Raw genomic sequence first — 19,670 nt, forward strand, 5'->3', positions numbered from 1 at the left:
CACCGACGGGCGACCGACCGCGGAGCCGGGCACCGTGGGTGAGAGGATCCGGGCGGCGCGAGCGCGGCCCGGCGAGACGGACCGAGGGAACGTTCCGCGCCGCGGAACCTGCGAGAGGTGGAAGCGAATGGCCGGGTTCATCACCCGACGCCGCCGCGAGACGGCGGACGAGGAACTCGTCCGGACGTTGTTCAACGAGCACGGCAAGGCGATGCTCGCCTACGCCACGCGGTTGACCGGCGACCGGGCGAGCGCCGAGGACGTCGTGCAGGAAGCGCTGGTCCGGGCCTGGCGGCACCTCGACGACCTGAGCAACGGCAAGGGATCGGTGCGCGGCTGGCTGCTCACCGTCGTACGGAACATCGTCACCGACCGGGTCCGGGCGCGGAACGCGCGACCGGCCGAGGTCGCCGAGAGCGAGACCACGGTGCCGGTGGAGCGCGACCACGCCGACGAGGTCGTCGACACGATGGTCGTCCTTCAGGCCTTGCACCGGCTGTCGCCCGAGCACCGCGTGGTGCTCGAACAGATCTACCTGGAGGGACGCAGCGTCGCCGAAGCGGCCGACGTACTCGGCATCCCGCCCGGCACGGTGAAATCACGGTCGCACTACGGGTTGCGCGCGCTGCGCGAGCACTTCCCGGCGGGACGGCACCTCGGGATGGAAGGAGTGGCCTGATGGCGACCGAGAACCACGCGGACATCGACGGCTACGTCGACGGTGAGCTGGACACGGCGGGGGCGGAGCAGGTCGAGCAGCACCTAGCGGGCTGTGAGTCCTGCCGGGAAGAGGTGAACGCGTTGCGTGAGCTCCAGAGTTTCCTGCAGGAGGTGCCGGCGGAGGCGTTGCTCGACGGTCCTCCGGACGACGCGGACCTGCTGCTGCAGCGGACGCTGCGTCAGGTACGGAAGGAATCGGCCGCTGCTGGATCGAGTCGCGGGCGAGTGGCCGCGGTGGCGTCGATCGCCGCTGTGGCAGCGGTCGCGGCTGTGGTTGGCGGGGTGCTGATCGGACGGAACTCCGTCGACGACCAGCCGATCGCCGGACCGGAGCCGACGCCGACCGCGAGCGCTACCGCCGTACCGGGCACGCGTTTCGCCAGCAGCGTCGACGCGCGGACCGGGGCTCGGTTGACGGTCCGGGTTGAACCGGCTGCCGGGTTCGTGCGGGTCAACGTCGCGGTCACCGGGCTGCCAGCGAACGAGCCGTGCCGATTGGTTGTCGTAGGCAAGGATGGTCACCGGGAGACCGCCGGCAGTTGGCTCGTCTCCGAGAAGGGCGCCGCCAACGGCACCACGCTGGACGGCACCGCGTTGATCGACCCGGACGATGTGGCCGCCGTACTGATCGAGAACACCGCCGGCCAGCAGTTCGTTCGTACTGCGGTCTGAGCCCGTCGACAGCGGGCGCTCCCGGGCGCCCGCTGTCGCGGTGCAACAACCTGCAGACCTACGCCGGCTGTCGTTAGGCTCGAGCTTCCCTGACTCGAGGCTGCGTCAGCTGGGTTCGCCGCGTTGGCTGGTGGTGCGTTCGACGAGGATGCTGGTCGCGTAGCGCGGGGTGCCCGGCGGTTCGACGTCGGACCACTCGCCGGCGTACTTCTCGGCGATCGCGCGTTCCAGGGTGCAGTCCGGGTCGACGACGAGGTCGTCGATGGTGCCGCGGAGCTCGAGGTAGTACGTCGGGCGCGCGGGCTCGACGATCACGACGGAGATCCGCGGGTTGCGGCGGAGGTTGCGGAGTTTCTGGCGGCCTTCGACCAGGCTGATCCGCACGCGGTCGCCGTCCCACAGGAACCACAGCGGGGTCGTCTGCGGGCCGCCGTTCTTGCCGATGGTCGACACGAACGCGACCGCCTGCGAGCTGAGCAGGTCGTGGAAGTCTTCGGGGATCGTCACCTCGACGAGCCTACGTTCCGTGCAGGCCGTACGCCGGGCGCGCGAGGGCGCCCGGCGTACGGACAACGACTAGGCCCAGGGGTCGAACGGGATGCCGCTGGGCTTGGAGGCGTTGAGGAGGTTGTGGAAGCGGTTGTCCTTGTCGGTGATCTTGATGGTGGCCGAACCGAAGTCGGCGTTCATCAACGTGTCGCGCAGACCGGTGCTCGGGTAGCCGTCCCAGCCGACGAGCGGCGGGTAACGCCAGTTGTGGTAGTGGTTCTCCGGCGGCTCGTCGTTGCCGTTGGCGAGCCGGAAGAAGTGCGTGCTCGCGCCGTCCTTGTGGTAGACGACCTTCGGGTGCGACCCGTCGAAGCGGACCTGTGAGCGCGGGTACGTGACCTGGCTGCTGTGCTGCGTCGTGGTCACGTACTCGACCTGGTTGCTGGCCTGGTTGATCCACGAGATGACGTGCTCGAAGTCGTGCCGGTGGCCGCCGAGACCGCTGCCGGCGACGGCCTGGTCCTTCTCGAAGTAGCTGGCGTACACCACCGCGCACCAGCCGTTGTTGCAGCTCGACCGCGAGTAGGTCTGGCTGTTGTCCAGGTCGGACTGGTCCCGGCAGCTGCCATTGACCGCGCCGGTCGTGTTGAGCCCAGGGTTGAGCGTGCCGTCGGCGCCGATCGCCGGCGTCGCGTAGCAGCCGTCACCGTCGTAGTCGTACGCCGGGGAGAACGACTGGTCGTACCCGCCGGCGTTCTGCGGCAACGAGGGCGGAGGTGCCGCGTACGCCGCGGCCGCGGAGGTGACCATCAGCGCGGCCGTGGCCAGCGCGACGCCGAGCACCCGGCGTCGGCGCTGCGGAGGGCGTGCGGAAGTGGGTTCGTTCATTCGACACTCTTTTCGAGAGCGGGGGCGGAAGTGAACGCCTCCGAGAATGACAGCCACCAGGCAAGTCAGTACATACGTCACGTGTCTACTGATTGACGCTACGTGAACATCAGACGCCGGCAACTCGCGCTCAACCTTTCGCTGGAGCCAGGGCGTCTTACTGGTGCCTCGGGGTGCGGGGCGTTCACAGATCTGGGGGATGGACATGATGCGTAAGTCTTTGGCGGCGCTGGCTGTGGTGGGTGGGCTGGCAGTGCCGGCGGTGGCGCAGGCGGCGCCGGCGGCGGTGTCCGAGGTGAAGGTGGCGTGGGCCGAGCCGGGCAAGGTGAAGATCAGCTGGACCGAGGCGGCGGGGATCGCGAACGACGTCTATCTCGAGGTGAGCGGCCAGCAGGCCGAGCGCATCGGTACGACGACGGCAGCGGGGGCGAACGAGCTCGTCGTACCGGTCGCTGCGTTGAAGCCGTCGCACGACGCGGCGAGCACGGCGCGGATCTTCGTGGCTGATCCGAGTACGGCGGGGGCGCGGTCGGCGAGCTTCGACCGGTACGTCCAGGGTGAGGCACCGATGCTTCCGGCCATGCTGCGGGGCGTCATGCTGTGGCAGTTCGACGCGGATCCGGCGCAGGACACGACGCCGAACGACCCGCTGGACAGCACGGCTCCGGCGAAGATCACGCCGCGGCTGACCCGGGTGAAGGCGGGCACCGCGGCCCAGTGCGATAACGTGTCGTTGCCTTCCACCACCGAGCGGTCCGGCAAGGTGCCGGCCCAGAGCGGCGCGTACTCGGTCGACCTGGTGCTCGCCAACGAGTGGGGTGAAAGCAAGCTGACCACCGTCCGGGCGCGCACCGCGTCGGTTCCCTTCAACACCCCAGCGACCGGCGTCTACGGCGCCAAGGTGACGATGACCGGTTCGATCGCGCCGAGCAAGCTGAAGAACCCGGCGGCGGGCGACTGCACCTTGGTCCCCGACGCCGTGAACCTCACCCGGCGCACGATGGCGCTGCACGGCCGGAACTCCCCGACCGGCGCCTGGTACGGCATCGGCGCCGCGCTTACCGATGCTAAGGGCAACTACCAGTTCGTGATCACGAACACCGGCGTCCGTGAGTACCGGGCGATCCTGACCGAGTCGAGCGCGTCCGGCACGGTAGACATCCAGTCGATCAGCGCCACCAAGGCGATCCGGGCCACCCCGCAGGTGCTCGACGCCCGGTTCCTGGACTCCGACATCACGCTCGGCCAGCAGCCGAACGCGACCGTCTCGGTGTGGCCGTTCTTCACGCAACAGGCCGCGCTGCAGTTCAAGAACGCCAGTGGCCAGTGGCAAGGACTGATGTACCGCACGCTGAGCGGGGGATCCGCGCAGAGCGGTCCGTTCGCCTTCAACCGGCGGGGTACGCACCAGTTCCGCTGGTGGGTCGGGGCGTCGGTCAGCCTTCAGGGGCTGCACGTCGACGCCGGCTACACCTACCCGTTCACGCTGACGGTTCGCTGAGTCCACCGGGGCGTCCCCGTCGTCGGTCCACGGACGGGGACGCCCTGGCATCTTTCCGCCTTTCGACCGAGGCTCAGATACGCCTTTAGGCTGACGCCCGCACCATGGTCGGGTGGATAGGTTTGCTGCATGAGTCTGTTGGCGGCGGGGGAGCAGCGTGCTGCCCGGGCACATATCGACCGGTTGTACGAGATCGATCTCCTGCGGATCTTCGCGGCGGTGTCGGTGGTCTTGTACCACTACCTGTTCGCCGGGTACTACAAGGTCGTCTCGCCGCTCGGCTTCGAAGCGCCGGGACTGCTGGCCCGGTACGGGTATCTCGGCGTCGACCTGTTCTTCATGATCAGCGGTTTCGTCGTCCTGCTGTCGGCCTGGGACCGCACGCCGCGCAGCTTCCTCGTCTCGCGCGTCGTGCGCCTCTACCCGGCGTACTGGGTGGCTGTCTCGCTGACCGCGGTGGTGTCGGTGCTGTTCGGCGCCGGACGGTTCCCGATCAGTCTGGTGCAGTATCTCGGCAACCTGACGATGTTCAACTCGCTGGCCAACCTCGAGAACGTCGACGTCGTGTACTGGACGCTCTGGGCCGAGCTGCGCTTCTACCTGATCATCTTCGCGCTGACCTTCTTCACGATCACGACGCGGCGGGTGAGCATCGTGATCTGGACCTGGCTCGGGCTCACCGCCGTCTACCAGCTCGGCGTCCTGCCGTCCGGCGCGGACCTGATCCTGAACACGCAGTACTCGCACTACTTCATCGCGGGGATGGCGTTGTGCATGATCTACCGGTTCGGGCCGCGGCCGTCCTGGCTGGTCCTCGTCGGGCTCTGCCTGGTCAACGCGGTGTATCGCGGCGTCCAGTTCGCGGGTGACGTCGAGAATCGCTTCCACACAACGCTGAACACGCCGATCGTGGTCGCGGCGATCGTGCTCGTCTTCGCGGTGATGCTCGCGGTCGCCCTGCGTCTCACGACGCGGCTGGCGCGCCCGTGGTTCGTTGCCCTCGGCGCCCTCACGTACCCGCTGTACCTGATCCACGCGCACATCGGCTTCATCATCTTCGAGCGCCTCGGCAACCAGGTGAACAAGTACCTGCTGGTCGGCGTCACAACCCTCGTGATGATCGTCGCGGCGTACCTGATCAACCGGTACGTCGAGAAACCGCTCGCGCCGCGCCTGAAGCGAGTCCTCCGATGAGGGCCCTGGGCATCGGTCTGCTGGTGCTTGCCCTGGTCACCGGATGTACCGGTGGCGAGCTCGAGGCGGATCCGCCGGTGCAGGCCGAGGGCCCGTCGTTGACCCTGGCCTTCGGCGGTGACGTCAACTTCGAGGGCAAGACCCAGGAGCTGCTGGAGAAGGATCCGGCGACCGCTTTCGGCCCGGTGGTCGACGAACTGAAGAGCGCGGACCTGGCGATCGTGAACCTGGAGACCCCGATCACCACACGCGGGACTCCTCAGGACAAGCGCTATCTCTTCCGTACCGACCCGCGCGCGGTGACGGCGATCAAGTCGGCCGGCGTGGACCTGATCAGCCTGGCCAACAACCACACGCTCGACTACGGCCAGGTCGGGCTGTTCGACACGATGTCCGCGGCCTGGCGAGGAGGACTGCCGACAGTCGGCGGCGGCCGCAACGCCGCGCAGGCCTACGCTCCTTGGCGTACGACGATTCGCGGCATCCGGGTCTCGGTCTTCGCATTCAGCCAGGTTTCGGACCTCGCCGAGGAGTGGACCGCGACGAAGAACCGCGCCGGGCTGGCGCTGGCCATCGATCGCCGCCAGGCCCTGGCCGCCGTACGGGCTGCTCGTGCGACGAGTGACGTGGTCGTCGTCGCGCCGCACTGGGGCTCGGAGCATGATCGTTGCCCCACAGCGGCCCAGCGGTCGTTCGCCGCGGACCTGTCGGCGGCCGGTGCTGATGTCGTCGTCGGCGCTCACGCCCATGTGTTGCAGGGACAGGGCTACGAGGGCAAGACCTTCGTTGCCTACGGCATGGGCAACCTGCTCTGGGGATCGGGCCTCCTGACCCCGGAAGACTGGCGAGGCGGCGTACTGCACCTCACCCTGCACGGCCGAACCGTTGTCGAGCGCAACTTCACCCCGACAACCCTGTCGCCGAAGACCCGACAGCCGGTCGAGTTCACACCCACCGAACGCGACAAGGAACGAGCCCGAGTCAACGGCCTACGAGACTGCGCCCAACTGCAGCAAACCCCTTGATCACTTGGCCGTACGCCGTCACTACGAGCCGTAGACCCGCTGTGGTGTGACGAAGACCGCGGCCCGACGGTCGGCCGCCATCACTCGGTCGTACTCGTCCCAGTCGTCGTGGGTTCCGCCGGCGGCGACGAAGATCTCCCGCAGGAGCAGCCGGAGCCGCTCGGCGTCGATCGCGGGATGCGGGTCGTCCGGCCCGATGATCTCGGCCTGCCCCTCGACCGCCGCCCATTGCCAGCCGGCGCGCACCGCCAGGTTCACCTGACTCCGCGCCCGGAGGTTGCCGAGCTTCACCTTCCCGTACGTCACGAACCCGACCACGGACTCGCCACTGACCGGGTGCTCCAGTACGCCGAGGTTGACCACCGAGGACTGGATGCTCGAATCGGCCCGCACCGTAGCCACCACCGCCAGCCCCTGCTCGCCCCGAGCCATCTCCGCAAACTCGCTCAACGTCGTCATCCCGCCATCACACCACGCCCTCCAAGCGTCGTACGGCGGTCAGGCGACGGAGCGGTGGGTGGAGGTGGTGGCGAGGATGGTCGCGTGGGTGGCGCGGAGGCTGGGGCCTGGGTCCAGGGCGAGGTCCTGGTCGAGGATCTGGGTGATTCGCTCGTACGCCGCCAAGGCCTCGGCGACGCGGCCGGCTTGGGTGAGCGCGAGCATCAGGAGTTCCCAGAGGCGTTCGTGGTACGGGTTCGCTGCTGTCGCTTGGGTGAGGGCGGCGATTGCTTGGTCGTGGTGGCCCAGGTCGATGGCCAAGGACCAGCTGTCCTGGTTGGTGATCGCACGTTGTTCTTCGAGCCAGGTACGGCGTGAGTCGAAGTACGGGCCGGTGAGGCTTTGGAGGGCTGGGCCGTTCCAGAGCGCCAAGGCGCTGCCGAGGAGCCGGGCGGCCTCGGGGAGGTCTCCTCGATCGCGGGCGGTGCGGGCGGCGGCTCTGGTTTTGCGGAAGACCGAGACGTCGACCATCGCGGGATCGACGATGAGCTGGTAGCCGCCGCCGGTGGATCGGATCTCGACTCCGTCGAGCAAGAGACGGAGCCGGCTGACGTACGAGCGCGTCGCCATCAGCGCGCTGCGGGGTGCGTTGGCGCCCCAGACCGCGCTGATGATCTCGTCGGTCGGGACCTGCCGCCGTTTGCTGAGCAGCAGCATCGCGAGGACGGACCGCTGGAGGTGGGAGCCGAGCTCCAGCTCGTGGTCGCCGTACCAGGCCTTGAGTGGCCCAAGCAGCTCGAACCTCACGCCATCGGTCATGTTTGACATGGTGTCAGCAAAGTTGAACCTGCGTCAATCAGATCGACGGACCGTAATATCCGGGCCTGTGGACGCCCGGGAACGCCGCCGCCGGCTCGTCCCCGAGCAGTCGGAACCTGTGGAGGAAGACCGCGCGAACGATCCCGGCAGGACGGCGAGAACCGCGCCGGTGATGGTGATGGCGGCGCCGACGATCTGGACGGCGGTGAAGGATTCGCCGATGAAGACGGCGGACGAGATCGTGCCGAAGATCGGGACGGTGAACATCATGATCGTCGCGGTGGCCGGGCCGACCGTGCGCAGGCCGCGGTAGTAGAGCAGGTATGCGATCGCCGTCGGGCCGACGGCCAGGAAAACCACGTTGGCCCAGGTGGACGTGTGGGTGCCGGACCAGTCGGTTGAGGGCAGGGCCGGGATCGCGAGGACGGCCAGGCCCAGCGCGCCGACGCCGGTTGCGTACGTCGTCGCGCGCAGCGGGTCCATTCCGGTGAGCACCTTCTTCGAGGCGATGCTGTACGCCGCCCAGCAGGCGGCCGCGGCCAGGTAAAGGAGCTCGCCGGCCACTCGGGATCCAGTGAGGGCGCCGCCGCCGATGCCGACGAAGAACACCCCGGCGCCCACGACGCCGAGGACGAGGCCGACGATCCGCAGCGGGGTGGCCGTTCCCCGGCGGGTGAGCAGCAACGCGATCGTGGTCAGGACCGGACTGAGCACCGGCACGATGACGCTGCCGTCGATCGCCGGGGCCAGCGAGATGCCCCAGAAGAAGCAGAAGTTGTACGCCGTGATGCCGATCAACCCGGCCGCACCCGCGACGCGCAGGTCGCGCCACGAGAAGCGGCCGCCGCCGGGGCGCACGAGCAGCAGCACCGCGAGGATGATCGCGCCGCCGCCGAACCGCAGTACGGCCGCCACCTCGTGGGGGAGTTGTCCGACGACGACCTTCGAGCAGGTGAAGGCGGTCCCGAACAGGACCATCGTGACGAGCAGGTACAGGTACGGGGCGGTCCCGGGGTTCGGTTCGTCGGCAGGGGAACTGGGCATGGGGCCTCGTCTTCGGTGGTTGGTTCCTCCAGGTCTACGCGCCGCCCGCAGCGGCCGTCTTGTACGTTCCTGACCTCGGTGACAGGGGTTACGGAACGTCGATCCACAACCGATTTATCGTTTGTTGACAGGCCCAGGTCTATAAAAGACGGGTGACCGATGTCCTAGAGCTGTTGCGCGAGCGCAAGCGCCAAGGCAGCACGCCCGGCGACCGACGCGACGACGCGCGACTGGTGCTGCTGATCGAGGGCGGCAGCTCGCGCGGCGCCTACTCGTCCGGTATGACCGTCGCGATCGAGCGACTGGGACTGCTGCCGATGTTCGACGCCGTGTACGGCAGTTCCGCGGGCGCGCTGAACGGCGCCTGGCTGCTGTGCGGCCGCGCGGAGAGCACGCTGCACGCCTGGTGGACCCCCGCGATCATGGAGACCACGATCAACCCGCGGCGCGTGCTGCGCCGGCTCCCGGTGATCGACACGCGTCACCTGATCCACACGGTCTACACCGAGGTCATGCCGATGGGCTTCCAGGAGGTGCTGGACAACCCCGTCGAGTTCCACCCGATCGCCACCGACGCGCTCACCGGTGATGCCGTCGACCTGCACGATCGCGTCGTCGACCAGGCGACGTTGCAGACCGCGCTGCGCGCGTCGACGGCGATGCCGTTCCTCGCCGGGGAGCCGATCGAGTTCGATGGTCGCGGGTACGTCGACGCCGGGCTGAGTGAGGGCATTCCGGTCCGTACGGCGCTGGCGCAGCAGGCGACGCACATCGTCGCGCTGCGCACCCGGCGTACGGACGAGACGTCGTCGTCCCCGTCGCGCGCCCAACGGATGCTGGTCGCGCGGTGGTTCGCGCAGCACGCGCCGGGGGCGTACGGGCTTTGGCTGCGCAGCAAGGAGATGAGGGCCGAGGAGGAACGGCTGCTGGCCGCGCATCCCGCGACGTTGCAGATCCGGCCGCCGCTCGGGAGCGCCCGGGTCGGACGAACCGAGCGACGCCCGGCGCCGCTCCGCGTCGCCGCAGAGACTGGGCGGGACGCGGCGCTCGGCGTACTGGAGGGTTGTGTGCCTTGTGACGTTGGGTGAGCCGAAGACCGTTGCCCTGACCACCGGAACCATCGCGTACGCCGAACGTGGTGCCGGTCCGGTGGTCGTGTTCGTGCACGGCCTGCTGGTGAACGCGAATCTCTGGCGCAAGGTCGTACCGGCGATCGCCGACGCCGGTTTCCGCTGCATCGCGCCGACCTGGCCGCTCGGCTCGCACTCGTTGCCGATGGCACCTGATGCGGACCTGACGCCGTCCGGAGTCGCCCAGCTGATCGCGGACTTCCTCGAGGCCCTCGACCTAACCGATGTCACAGTCGTTGCCAACGACACCGGTGGCGCGCTCACACAGTTGCTGATGGCAAATCATCCTGAGCGGGTGGGCCGGGTCGTGCTCACGCCGTGCGACGCGTTCGAGGACTTCTTCCCGGAGCCCTTCACGTCTCTCCCCAGCCGGGTCAGGCTGCCGGGCGCGGCGTGGATTCTCAGCCGGGCGCTGCAGTTGCCCGTCGTACAGCGGCAACCGACGGCGTACGGGTGGTTGTCGAAGCGTGGGATCCCAGCGGAGATCATCGCGTCGTACGTGCGGCCGATCTACGACAGCGCGGGGATCCGGCGGGACGCGCAGCGGTTCATCGCGTCAGTGCACAACAAGTACACGCTCGCGGCCGCGGAGGCGCTGCCCAACTTCACCAAGCCGGTCCTTCTGGTGCGTGCGGCCGACGACAAAGTCTTTCGCCCCGACCTCTTCGACCGGCTCCAAGCGACTCTGCCCGACGCCCGCCTGGTCACGGTGCCGGACTCGTACACGTTCGTCTCCGAGGATCAGCCGGCTGAGCTCGCCGACCTGGTCGTCGACTTCGCGAACCCGAGTGGCTGACGGTGTGTCAACTAGGATGACGTGTTGTTGAAATCACTGACGGGCTGTAGTGTCGGGGGCATGTCTGACTACGAGCCGGCCCGGAGTCGCAGCCGGCGGACGCCGCGTGTGTCGGGGGACGACCGTGAGCGGGCGATCCTGGATGCCGCGCAGCGGTTGCTCGGGGAGCGGCCGTTGCAGGACGTCTCGATCGACGACCTGATGAAGAGCGTCGGGATCTCGCGGCCGGCGTTCTACTTCTACTTCTCCTCCAAGGCCGCGGTCGTGCTCGCGCTGCTCGACCGGATGGCGGAGGCGTCGTTCGCGGCGACCAACGAGCGGTTCGAGGACGCCGGTGGTGATCCGTACGAGCAGTGGCGGTCCGCGATCCAGGCGTCGGTCCAGACCTGGGAAGAGCACCGGGCGGTCGTTGCCGCGGTCTCCCAGTCGCGAGCCGCGAACCCGGAGATCCGGGAGCTGTGGGCCGCGATCATGGAGCGCTGGGTCCGCCGGATCACCAACGCGATCGAGTTCGAGCGCGAACGCGGCGTCGCGCCGCCCGGCGTACCGGCCAGGGAGCTCGCGATCGCGCTCAGCCTGATGAACGAGCGGGCCATGCAGGCCGGTTCGATGGGCGAGGAGCCGTCGCTGCCGAAGGCACAGATGGTCGACATCCTCACGCAGGTGTGGGTGAACGCGATCTACCTGACGCCCAAGCCCCGCCGGCCCAAAGGCTGATCCATGGATCGGCTCACCCTGCTCGGGCCGCCGGGACTTCACCGGGGCGACGACGAACTGGATCTCGGATCGCCGCAGCAGCAGGCCGTGCTGATGATGCTCCTGGCAGCGAACGGCAGTTTCGTGAGCAGCGCCGCGTTGGTGGACGGGCTGTGGGGCGAGCACGCGCCGCCGACGGGTGAAACGGTGATCCGGACCTACATCTCGCGACTGCGTCGGCTGGTTCCGATCACCTTTCAGTCCAGGGGCTACGCGCTCGACGCGACGCAGTTTGCGATCGACGCGAGCGAGTTCGGTGAGCTGACCAAGGCGGCTCAGCAGGAGCGTCGCGAGGGCTCCTTCGCGGCAGCTTCTGAACGCTTGGAGGCTGCCCTCGAGCTCTGGACCGGTACGGCGTTGGCCGGCGTACCGGGGGATGCTGCCGAGCGCGAGCGGTTCCGGCTCGAGCAGCTGAAGCTGTCGGCGGCCCAGGAGTTGCTGGAGTGCCGCCTGGAGCTAGGGCAGCATGCGGAGGTCGTTGCCGAGGTCCCGTTGCTGATCCAGCGGCACCCGCTCGAGGAGTCGCTGTACGAGATCTACTTGCTCGCGCTCTACCGGAGCGGGCGGCGGGCCGAGGCGCTCGACGTCTACCGAATGCTGTACGACCTGCTGGCGAAGGAGTTGGGGATCCGGCCTGGCGCCGGCGTACAGGCTGTGCACGAGCAGATCCTGCGCGCGGAGGTCGGTGTTGGCAGGTCGGCTCCGCTGCGTCGGCTCTTCGAGGACGCGCGCGCGATCGGTCGGCGGGCTTGGTTGTTGACCGATCCTGCGGCGGACCTCGCGGACGCGCTGTCGACCGTCAGCGGACCGGTGCTGGTGATCGAGCTCGGACCGAAGACGTAGTACATCGATCGTCGACCGTTTGTGTGCAGGCGTTGCCGATGCTGGCACGGTGACAGTCAACGAGCTCGACGCGTTGGTCGTACGACGTACGGCCGCAGTGGATCAGGAAGCGATCGCGCGGATGCTGGCGGCGATGTCCGACGCGAATCTGTATCACCGGTTCCAAACACCGATCCGGAAACCGCTGCGGCATGCGCTGGTCCGCCAACTCGCCTGCCCGGACGGCGGCGCCTGGGTCGCCGAGCGCGGTGATCAGGTCATCGGCCATGCGATGTGGGCCTGGGTTCAAGGCGTCGCCCACCCGACCGCCGAGTTCGCGGTGATCGTTGCCGAGAGCGAGCAACATCGCGGTCTCGGCGAGCGTTTGTTGCGTGAGGCAACCGAACACGCGGCGAAGGTCGGCGCGACCCGCTTCCTGCTGATCGTCGGCGCAGCGAACGCCGCAGTACTCCGAACAGTCCGCCGTCACTGGCCGACCGCGACGGCGGAGTGGAACGGATCGTTGATCACCTTCACCATCCCCGCAGCGCAAGCACTCTGACAGCAGAACGCCCCGCCCCCGGAAGGCCGGGGACGGGGCGTCAGGAGGTTGCTGATCAGGCGGGAACGGTCCAGAGCTGGTTCGCCGAGCGGGCGCAGTCCCAGATCTGGAGGCGGGTGCCGTCGGCCGAGCTCTGGCCGGTGGCGTCGAGACAGCGGCCGGAGGACGGGTTCAGCAGGGTGCCGTTGGACTGGGGCTGCCAGCCCTGGGCGCCGGTGCCGTTGCAGTCGTACAGCTGGACCTGGGTGCCGTTCGCCGTACCGGCGGCAGCGACGTCCAGGCACTTACCGAGGGCCCGGATGGTGCCGTCACCGACGGTCCAGGTCTGCGCGGTGGAGGCGTTGCAGGTCCAGATCTGGACCGCGGTGCCGTTCGCGCTGTTGCCACCGGCAACGTCGACGCACTTGCCGCCGATGCCCTTGATCGGGCCGGTCTTACCACCGGTCGGGGGCTGGGTGGTGCCACCCGCGGCGTCGAAGATCGCGCTGACCAGCGAGGCGCTGCCGGTCGCGTCCTGGGACAGCTCCCAGTTCATGATGCCGCCGGCGTTCGCGACCGCCCACTGGGTCTTGCGCTTGATCGTCGGGACGCCGTTGTAGCAGTTCTGCGCGCCGTTGATGGTCACGCAGTCGACGTTGGCGTTGTTCGGGTTCATCGCCACGATGTCCTTGTACTGCGTGTAGTTCGGGCGGCTGTAGAACGGCACGCCGAGCACGGTCTTGTTCTTCGGCAGACCGCGGTTCTTCCAGAAGTTCGCCGCGGCGATCGACCAGTCGTAGCCCGCGTGCGGGTTGCCGCCGTCGTACGCCATGATGTTCAGCCAGTCGACGTACCCGAAGACGGCCGGCTGGACGCCGTTCGCGGTGCCACCCTCGGAGACGACGGCCGCGGTCAGCAGCTTGCCGTTGGCGTGCAGCGTGTTGCTCAGCTGCTGCATCAGCGCGGTGTAGTTGTTGCCCGAGGTGCCCGGGTCCGGGTACTCCCAGTCGATGTCGACGCCGTCGAGACCGTACTGGTTGATCACGCCCATCACGCTGTTCACGAACGTCGTCCGGGCGCCGGAGTTGCCCGCGAGCTGCTCGAACGCGGAGTCGTTGCCGTCGTTCCAGCCGCCGATCGCGAGCGAGACCTTGACGCCGGCGGCGTGGCCGCGGCTGACCAGCTGGGACAGCTTCGAGGTGTTCTCGATGCCCTGCAGTGTGCCGTTGGAGTTCGGCAGCGCGAATGCGTAGTTGATGTGCGTCAGCTTCGAGTACTGGATGGCGTTCACGTCGCCGGCCCACGACGGCATGTAGCCGACGCTGCGGAACCCGCTCGGCAAGGCGGCAACGGCGCTGGGGGCGGCGACGGCGGCCTCGGACTGGGTGGCGGCTCCGGCCGAGGGGGCGACGATCGCGCCGGCAGCGGCCGTGGCCACTGCCAGACCGGCGACGGCCCATCGGGTTCGAAGCTTGATCCAAGGTGAAGAAAAAGCCTTCATGGGGGCGGTTCCTTTCGGACGGGTCCTGGGGCGGTACCCCCGAAAGGTCAGCACGACAAACACGTCCTGCGGGACACCTTCCGGGGGCGGTCGTACGAAGGTGTACTTAAAGAAGAGATCTGACCGAAGTCGCGATCAGTGAATCGTGTTTCGCTCCGTGGCGTCAAGAGTTCACAGCGTTAAGAATCCACCCGGCGGCACCGCAGGTACAGGATCTGGGGAGCCTCCCGCCAGACCGCGCTGTCGCCCACCGGCTCGGCCAGGCGCTCGACGGCCAGGCCCGCCGCGACCAGCGTGTTCACGTACGTCGAGAGCGTCCGGTGGTACGAAACCCGGGGCAGGATCTCCCACCGGGTGACGCTGTCGTACGGGCCCTCCTCGAAGTACCGGCCGGTGACGCGACGCGCCTCACCGGTGGTGTGGTCGATCAGCTCGCCGTGCGACGGCGGCTTGGTGCACGGGTGCACGATCGACGCGACGAACCAGCCGCCGGGCTTCAGGATCCGCGCGACCGACCGCAGCGCGGGCTCCAGTTCGGGGATGTCCATCAGCGCCATGTAGCAGAGCGCGCCGTCGTACGACGTGTCCGCCAGTACGTCGAGCCGCTGGGCGTCGCCGTGCAGGTACTCGATCCCGCGCGGGCTGTCCTGCTCGAGCCGGCGCGTGTGGGCCAGCAGGGTCTCGGACGCGTCGACCCCGACGACTGTCGCACCGAGGTCGGCGAGCCGGCGGGTGTCGCGGCCCTGGCCGCACGCGATCGACGCGACCCGCTGACCGCGGACGTCGCCCAGGAGGTCGTCGAGGGTCGGATCGGTCAGGCCGCCGCCGTCGGGATCGATGGTGGCGTGGTAGGCGTCGGCCACTTCGTCGTACGAGCTCTTCAGGGTCATGGGCCGATTCAACCCGAGGACACCAAAGTATCAAGCCGTGCGAGTGCAGCAGCTCGAGCTCCAGGTGCCACTCCACGCCCTTGGGTGTCTCGCCGTGATCTGGAGCGGGATCGACCGGAAGATTGGCGTCGTCGACTGCAGTCACCAGACCGACAAGGGCCGACAGGACCCCAGCTGTGACGACCAAACTCGACACTTCTCGGACCAAAGCGGTCAGTTGGGGCCTTTTCTTCCATAGCCGCCAGGACATAAGCCCAGTTCAGAGAGCCGACGAGGGGACTCGAACCCCTAACCACCGCTTTACAAGAGCGGTGCGCTGCCAGTTGCGCCACGTCGGCGAGTGCTCGTCGATTGTAGTGGATGGGTCAGAGGGTGTGGCGGAGGGCTCGGGCTCCGGGGACTGCGATGAGGGCTATTGCGGTGAGGAAGAGGAAGGCTGGGGTGGGGTGGTTGACCAACAAGCCGACTGCTGTGGCTGCTAGTAGGCCGCCTAGGTTGCCTGCCATCCAGATCAGGCCGGCTGCTGTGCCTTCTGCCTCGCCGGTGCGGCGTTCCACTACCTCTAGGACTACGGGGAGGGCTGGGAGGAGTAGGAGGCCGATGGTGGTTATGGCTAGGTAGGCGACCAGGGTGCTGGGGGCTAGGGCTAGTAGTACGCACGCGATGGCTGTGGCAGTGAGGCTGATCGCCAACTGGGCTGAGGCGGCGTTGTGGCGGGAGACCCAGATGGGGATGGTGGCGCTGCCTGCGACGCCGGCTATGACGTTGACGAGGAGGATCGTGCTGGCGGTGCTGGCGGAGACGCCGGCTGGTTCCAGGAGGGGCTGGGCGAAGGTGGTCATCGCCACGAAGACGCCGAAGGGGAACATCGCCAGGACACAGAGGCGACGGATCAGGGGGTCGCTCCAAGCCGTGCGGAGGGCGTTGCGGTCGGGGCGAGAGACCTGGGGTTTGTGGTCTGCGGGGAGGCGTAGGGCGACCAGGAGAACGAGAGAAGCAACTACTGAGAAGATGGCTGAGATCAGTAGTACGGCGGGGAGCTGGTCGCCGTTGGCGAAGACGGCGGAGAGGACGAAGGCGATGACCATGCCGGCGAAGATGCTGGCTGTGCCGACGGCGATTCCGGCGGGACGGTCGCGGGCCGCGAGGTAGCGGCCGGTGATGCCGGTGACGGCGTTCAGGACCAGGGGCTGGGCGATCGACGCGACGATCTGGCCTGCCAGGAGCCAGGGATAGGTGTCGCCCAGGCGGATCAAAGCGCCGACAGCGGTCAGCAGGGCGCCTACCAGGAGGGACGCGCGGAACCAGCGGTCCAGGAGCAGGCCCGCGGGGATCGCCAGTACGACGTACAAGAGCGGGAAGACCTGGGCCAGCCAGCCGATGGCGTTTTCGCTGACGCCGTAGCGGTCGGCGGCGATGGTGGTGACGCCGGCGAAGTTGAGCCAGACGAGCTGGGTCGCGGCGCCGACCAGGGAGTACGCGACGATCGGCGTCCAGCGGCTGCGCAGCATTACCGAACAGTAAGGCCTTCATCGGCCAGTCGGCGAGCTTCCAGGGACTCGAGTTGTTGGTAGAGGGTGAAGGCTTGCTGACGGTACGACGTCGCAAGCTCGAAGGACCCAGTCAGGCGCAGGCAGTCGGAGAGACCGTCGAGGGCTCGGGCCTGGTCGAAGGCCGTGCCACTGTCGGCGACCAGCGCGAGAGCCCGGGGAGAACTCCTCGGCCGCGCGCCGATGGTTGCCTGCGGCGCGCAGCGTGCTGCCGAGGCGTAGCCGGACTTCTGCCTCGCCGTCGGCGTTGCCGGTCAGCGACGCCTGTTCCAGGGCGCGGTGGTGGGCGTCGAGTGCGCCGTCGATGTCGCCGAGCTGCTCGAGCGCGCTGCCGCGGATGGTCAGGATCTCCGTGCTGAAGCGCGGCGTCGTCGGGCCGCCGAGGTCCGCCGTACGCCGGATGGTCGCGAGTGCCTCGACCGGTTGCCCGAGGTCGACCTGGCAGCACGCGAGGAAGCTGAGCAGCCGGGCCATCCGGAGCCGGAACCCGCCCTTCTCCGCCGCCGAGTACGCCGCGCGGACGGAGTCCGCCGCCTCGGCGTACCGGGCTTGCGACCACAGGCTGATCGCCAGCGTGTGGTGGTACATCGTCGCGTTCCGCGGCGACAGTTCCCCCGACAGCGACAGCGCGCGGGTCAGCTCGGCGATCGCCTGCGCGGGGCGGCCGATCCGGAAGGAAGCACGTCCGCGCTGAGCCGTGGTGTAGGCCTGCAGCCGTACGTCGCCCAGCCGATCGGCCAGCGTGATCGCATGGTCGATCAGCCGGAGCCCGGTCTCCCGGTCGTTCACTGTGAGTTCGAGCCAGCCGGACTGGATCAGGAAGTAGATCTCGCTCGCCCGGTCCCCCACGCGCCTCGCGGCGGCGATCGCCGAGGCCAAGAGCTTGCTGCCGAGGTCGTTGCGGTCGGCAGTGAAGACGAACGGGTAGATCCCGAGCGTGAGAGCAACGGTGTCGGCCGGCCGATCGTGTGCGACCGTCCAAGCGACGGCGTCGAGCACGTTCTCGGCGTCGAGCCCGAGCCAGGCCTCGGCGTCCTCGGCGGTGGTCAGCGGGGGAAGCGCCACCGAAACAGAGGGCTGCTCGAACGGAGGATCACCCAGCAGATGGACGGCGGTCGCCCGCGCTGCCGCGGTGTAGTAACCGAAAAGCGCCCCCGGCAAGGAATCCCCAGGCAGTCCAGCGGCGAATTCGCGGATCAGGTCGTGCAGGCGGTAGCGCCCAGGACCGTTGTCCAGCAGCATGTTCGCGTCCACCAGCGCATCGAGCGCGACCTCGGCGGCCTCGACCTCGAGACCGGACAACGCCGCAGCGCCGTACCGGTCGAAGTCCCGACCAGGGACCAGGGCAACGAGCCGCAGCAACCCTTGCTGCTCAAAGGGAAGTTGCTCGTACGAGACCATGAACGCCGCCGTCACACTGCGCCCGTCGAGACTGAGCTCGGCCAGCCGATTGCCTTTGGCATCCATGCGGTCGTTGAGGTGCGCAACGGTCCAGCTTTTCCGGTGCCGCAGTTTGGAACCTGCGATCGACAACGCCAGCGGAATCCGGCCGCAGCGCTCGACGAGATCCGGCAAAGCGGGGTCGGAGCGTTCGCGACCCGAGACGGCCGAGACGAGGTCGGCGGCGTCGGAGTCGGTCAGACCGCCAAGAGCAAGGCGAGCGGAGACGTCGAGCGACGACAGGTGCCCTCGACTAGTGACCACCACCGCGCAACCGGGTGCTCCAGGCAACAACGGCTGTACGACGGAACCGCTCGGCGCGTTGTCGAGGACAACGAGTACCCGGCGACCAGCGGTCTCCGCACGCCACAGCGCCGCGGCCGCACCAAGATCACCAGGGATTCGATCGACACTGACACCGGCACCACGCAGCAGATGGTTGATCGCATCAGCCGCTGTCATCGGCGTACGGCCGGGCGTGTGACCGTGTAGATCGACGAAGAGCCGACCGTCCGGGAAGGCGTCCGCGACCGCCCGTGCCGCGTGGATCGCCAGCGTGGTCTTCCCGATGCCGGCCATGCCGTCGACACAGACCAGCGGCATCACGCCGGACCGGGTCAACGCTGAGGTCAGAACCTGCAGGTCGGCGGAACGGCCGATGAATGTCGAGCCGGCGTAGGGCAGTTCGTCGCGGCCCGTCGTCCGCTCGGCGTTGTTCAGGACCTGCCGATGGGTCGCGCGAAGGCCCGGCCCGGGCTCGACGCCGAGCTCGGCGATGAGCGCTTCGCGGGCGCGGGCGTAGGCGTCGAGCGCCTCAGCCTGCCGGCCGGCGCGGTACAGCGCGGTCATCAGCTGAGCGGTGGACTGTTCGTCCATCGGGTCGTCGCCCACCCGGGCCTTCAGTTCGGCGATCACCTCGGCATGCCGGCCGAGCTCGAGCTCGAGGTCGATCCGCTCGGCCTGCGTCTTCCGGCGCAGCTCGCTCAGCCGATGACGCTCGGACGCGACGTACCGACCGGGCAGTCCGGCCAAAGGCTCGCCGTCGAACAAGGCCAGAGCAGCACCGAACAGCTCCGCGGCCTCGCACTTGTCCGCCGTACGCCGGGCTTCCGCGACCATCGCCTCGAACGCGCTGACATCGAGCTGATCGGCAGCGAGATCGAGGACATACCCGTGGCGGGTCCGACGCAGCAGATCCCCGTCAGGCAACGCCTGCCGCACCCGATACACGTACGGCGCCACCACCTTCGCCCCACTCGCCGGCGCCGCATCGCCCCACGCCGCACTCAGCAGCTCTTCCGCCGTCAGCACGTGATTGGCGTTCAACGCGAGCACGGCCAGAACCGCCTGCTGCCGCACCGGCCCGAGGTCGAAGCTCTCCGACCCGGCAAACCCCCGCGGCACCCCCAGCAGTTCGAGCCGCAGCCTGTCCATACTCCAGTCTCCCCGACCAA

General features: G+C 68.4%; 19 protein-coding genes and 1 tRNA gene. 10 read left to right on the plus strand and 10 right to left on the minus strand.

Annotated elements, in window-relative coordinates:
• Nucleotides 1-127: 127 nt before the first annotated feature.
• Nucleotides 128-679 (plus strand): sigma-70 family RNA polymerase sigma factor, encoded by a 552-nt coding sequence (locus ACYVIO_RS12325; protein WP_460650835.1) that lies wholly within the window; start codon nt 128-130, stop codon nt 677-679.
• Nucleotides 679-1,392, plus strand: coding sequence for an anti-sigma factor family protein (locus ACYVIO_RS12330; protein ID WP_460650836.1), 714 nt, complete (start codon nt 679-681; stop codon nt 1,390-1,392). Before ACYVIO_RS12325 ends, ACYVIO_RS12330 begins: the two co-directional genes overlap by 1 nt.
• Nucleotides 1,393-1,497: 105 nt before the next feature.
• On the opposite strand, the gene ACYVIO_RS12335 is transcribed toward ACYVIO_RS12330, so the two are convergent.
• Nucleotides 1,498-1,899, minus strand: coding sequence for a PPOX class F420-dependent oxidoreductase (locus tag ACYVIO_RS12335; RefSeq protein WP_460650837.1), 402 nt, complete (start codon nt 1,897-1,899; stop codon nt 1,498-1,500).
• Between the two features lie 69 nt (nt 1,900-1,968).
• The gene (locus ACYVIO_RS12340) at nt 1,969-2,769 is read right to left on the minus strand and encodes an NPP1 family protein (protein WP_460650838.1); all 801 of its coding nucleotides are present in this window, start codon (nt 2,767-2,769) and stop codon (nt 1,969-1,971) included.
• A 208-nt stretch (nt 2,770-2,977) separates the two neighbouring features.
• On the opposite strand from ACYVIO_RS12340, the gene ACYVIO_RS12345 reads away from it, so the two are divergent.
• From ACYVIO_RS12345 to ACYVIO_RS12355, 3 genes are all read left to right on the plus strand, one after another.
• Entirely contained in the window at nt 2,978-4,270 is a 1,293-nt protein-coding gene (locus ACYVIO_RS12345; RefSeq protein ID WP_460650839.1) for a hypothetical protein, read from the plus strand.
• Between the two features lie 129 nt (nt 4,271-4,399).
• The gene (locus tag ACYVIO_RS12350) at nt 4,400-5,464 is read left to right on the plus strand and encodes an acyltransferase family protein (protein WP_460650840.1); all 1,065 of its coding nucleotides are present in this window, start codon (nt 4,400-4,402) and stop codon (nt 5,462-5,464) included.
• Nucleotides 5,461-6,489 (plus strand): CapA family protein, encoded by a 1,029-nt coding sequence (locus ACYVIO_RS12355; RefSeq protein WP_460650841.1) that lies wholly within the window; start codon nt 5,461-5,463, stop codon nt 6,487-6,489. The genes ACYVIO_RS12350 and ACYVIO_RS12355 overlap by 4 nt, the downstream gene beginning before the upstream one ends.
• A gap of 21 nt (nt 6,490-6,510) precedes the next feature.
• Here the strand turns inward: ACYVIO_RS12355 and ACYVIO_RS12360 are convergent, their stop codons facing one another.
• From ACYVIO_RS12360 to ACYVIO_RS12370, 3 genes are read right to left on the minus strand one after another with little or no spacing between them, the layout of a single operon-like run.
• Complete coding sequence (locus ACYVIO_RS12360; RefSeq protein ID WP_460650842.1) at nt 6,511-6,948, minus strand: TIGR03618 family F420-dependent PPOX class oxidoreductase; 438 nt, start codon at nt 6,946-6,948, stop codon at nt 6,511-6,513.
• A gap of 39 nt (nt 6,949-6,987) precedes the next feature.
• Complete coding sequence (locus ACYVIO_RS12365) at nt 6,988-7,746, minus strand: AfsR/SARP family transcriptional regulator (protein ID WP_460650843.1); 759 nt, start codon at nt 7,744-7,746, stop codon at nt 6,988-6,990.
• A 33-nt stretch (nt 7,747-7,779) separates the two neighbouring features.
• A complete protein-coding gene (locus ACYVIO_RS12370) occupies nt 7,780-8,790 on the minus strand; it encodes a DMT family transporter (RefSeq protein ID WP_460650844.1) in 1,011 nt (336 codons plus the stop codon).
• Between the two features lie 152 nt (nt 8,791-8,942).
• Between ACYVIO_RS12370 and ACYVIO_RS12375 the strand changes: the two genes are divergently transcribed.
• Genes ACYVIO_RS12375 through ACYVIO_RS12395 form a run of 5 tightly spaced genes read left to right on the plus strand, consistent with a single transcriptional unit; the run spans nt 8,943 to nt 12,856 of the window.
• The gene (locus tag ACYVIO_RS12375) at nt 8,943-9,878 is read left to right on the plus strand and encodes a patatin-like phospholipase family protein (protein WP_460650845.1); all 936 of its coding nucleotides are present in this window, start codon (nt 8,943-8,945) and stop codon (nt 9,876-9,878) included.
• Nucleotides 9,865-10,716: an alpha/beta fold hydrolase gene (locus ACYVIO_RS12380; RefSeq protein ID WP_460650846.1), complete on the plus strand. Its 852-nt coding sequence runs from the start codon at nt 9,865-9,867 to the stop codon at nt 10,714-10,716. Before ACYVIO_RS12375 ends, ACYVIO_RS12380 begins: the two co-directional genes overlap by 14 nt.
• A gap of 60 nt (nt 10,717-10,776) precedes the next feature.
• Complete coding sequence (locus ACYVIO_RS12385) at nt 10,777-11,433, plus strand: TetR/AcrR family transcriptional regulator (RefSeq protein WP_460650847.1); 657 nt, start codon at nt 10,777-10,779, stop codon at nt 11,431-11,433.
• A gap of 3 nt (nt 11,434-11,436) precedes the next feature.
• Nucleotides 11,437-12,315 carry an AfsR/SARP family transcriptional regulator gene (locus ACYVIO_RS12390; RefSeq protein ID WP_460650848.1) on the plus strand — a complete coding sequence of 293 codons (879 nt, stop codon included), beginning with the start codon at nt 11,437-11,439 and terminating at the stop codon, nt 12,313-12,315.
• Between the two features lie 49 nt (nt 12,316-12,364).
• The gene (locus ACYVIO_RS12395) at nt 12,365-12,856 is read left to right on the plus strand and encodes a GNAT family N-acetyltransferase (RefSeq protein WP_460650849.1); all 492 of its coding nucleotides are present in this window, start codon (nt 12,365-12,367) and stop codon (nt 12,854-12,856) included.
• A gap of 55 nt (nt 12,857-12,911) precedes the next feature.
• Here the strand turns inward: ACYVIO_RS12395 and ACYVIO_RS12400 are convergent, their stop codons facing one another.
• The 5 genes from ACYVIO_RS12400 to ACYVIO_RS12420 form a co-directional block, all read right to left on the minus strand.
• Nucleotides 12,912-14,336 (minus strand): glycosyl hydrolase family 18 protein, encoded by a 1,425-nt coding sequence (locus ACYVIO_RS12400; RefSeq protein ID WP_460650850.1) that lies wholly within the window; start codon nt 14,334-14,336, stop codon nt 12,912-12,914.
• A 179-nt stretch (nt 14,337-14,515) separates the two neighbouring features.
• A complete protein-coding gene (locus ACYVIO_RS12405) occupies nt 14,516-15,226 on the minus strand; it encodes a class I SAM-dependent methyltransferase (RefSeq protein ID WP_460650851.1) in 711 nt (236 codons plus the stop codon).
• A gap of 265 nt (nt 15,227-15,491) precedes the next feature.
• Nucleotides 15,492-15,564, minus strand: a tRNA-Thr gene (locus ACYVIO_RS12410).
• A gap of 27 nt (nt 15,565-15,591) precedes the next feature.
• Nucleotides 15,592-16,737 carry an MFS transporter gene (locus ACYVIO_RS12415; RefSeq protein WP_460650852.1) on the minus strand — a complete coding sequence of 382 codons (1,146 nt, stop codon included), beginning with the start codon at nt 16,735-16,737 and terminating at the stop codon, nt 15,592-15,594.
• 18 nt (nt 16,738-16,755) lie between these two features.
• Entirely contained in the window at nt 16,756-19,650 is a 2,895-nt protein-coding gene (locus ACYVIO_RS12420) for an AfsR/SARP family transcriptional regulator (protein ID WP_460650853.1), read from the minus strand.
• Between the last annotated feature and the right edge of the window lie 20 nt (nt 19,651-19,670).

The organism is Kribbella endophytica, assembly GCF_054781295.1.

What these genes read in the sequence shown, in the direction of transcription:
- ACYVIO_RS12325 (WP_460650835.1), top strand. Translation starts at nt 128, where the DNA reads ATGGCCGGGTTCATCACCCGACGCCGCCGCGAGACGGCGGACGAGGAA.
- ACYVIO_RS12330 (WP_460650836.1), top strand. Translation starts at nt 679, where the DNA reads ATGGCGACCGAGAACCACGCGGACATCGACGGCTACGTCGACGGTGAG.
- ACYVIO_RS12340 (WP_460650838.1), bottom strand. Translation starts at nt 2,769, where the DNA reads ATGAACGAACCCACTTCCGCACGCCCTCCGCAGCGCCGACGCCGGGTG.
- ACYVIO_RS12345 (WP_460650839.1), top strand. Translation starts at nt 2,978, where the DNA reads ATGCGTAAGTCTTTGGCGGCGCTGGCTGTGGTGGGTGGGCTGGCAGTG.
- ACYVIO_RS12350 (WP_460650840.1), top strand. Translation starts at nt 4,400, where the DNA reads ATGAGTCTGTTGGCGGCGGGGGAGCAGCGTGCTGCCCGGGCACATATC.
- ACYVIO_RS12355 (WP_460650841.1), top strand. Translation starts at nt 5,461, where the DNA reads ATGAGGGCCCTGGGCATCGGTCTGCTGGTGCTTGCCCTGGTCACCGGA.
- ACYVIO_RS12360 (WP_460650842.1), bottom strand. Translation starts at nt 6,948, where the DNA reads ATGACGACGTTGAGCGAGTTTGCGGAGATGGCTCGGGGCGAGCAGGGG.
- ACYVIO_RS12365 (WP_460650843.1), bottom strand. Translation starts at nt 7,746, where the DNA reads ATGACCGATGGCGTGAGGTTCGAGCTGCTTGGGCCACTCAAGGCCTGG.
- ACYVIO_RS12370 (WP_460650844.1), bottom strand. Translation starts at nt 8,790, where the DNA reads ATGCCCAGTTCCCCTGCCGACGAACCGAACCCCGGGACCGCCCCGTAC.
- ACYVIO_RS12385 (WP_460650847.1), top strand. Translation starts at nt 10,777, where the DNA reads ATGTCTGACTACGAGCCGGCCCGGAGTCGCAGCCGGCGGACGCCGCGT.
- ACYVIO_RS12390 (WP_460650848.1), top strand. Translation starts at nt 11,437, where the DNA reads ATGGATCGGCTCACCCTGCTCGGGCCGCCGGGACTTCACCGGGGCGAC.
- ACYVIO_RS12400 (WP_460650850.1), bottom strand. Translation starts at nt 14,336, where the DNA reads ATGAAGGCTTTTTCTTCACCTTGGATCAAGCTTCGAACCCGATGGGCC.
- ACYVIO_RS12405 (WP_460650851.1), bottom strand. Translation starts at nt 15,226, where the DNA reads ATGACCCTGAAGAGCTCGTACGACGAAGTGGCCGACGCCTACCACGCC.
- ACYVIO_RS12415 (WP_460650852.1), bottom strand. Translation starts at nt 16,737, where the DNA reads ATGCTGCGCAGCCGCTGGACGCCGATCGTCGCGTACTCCCTGGTCGGC.
- ACYVIO_RS12420 (WP_460650853.1), bottom strand. Translation starts at nt 19,650, where the DNA reads ATGGACAGGCTGCGGCTCGAACTGCTGGGGGTGCCGCGGGGGTTTGCC.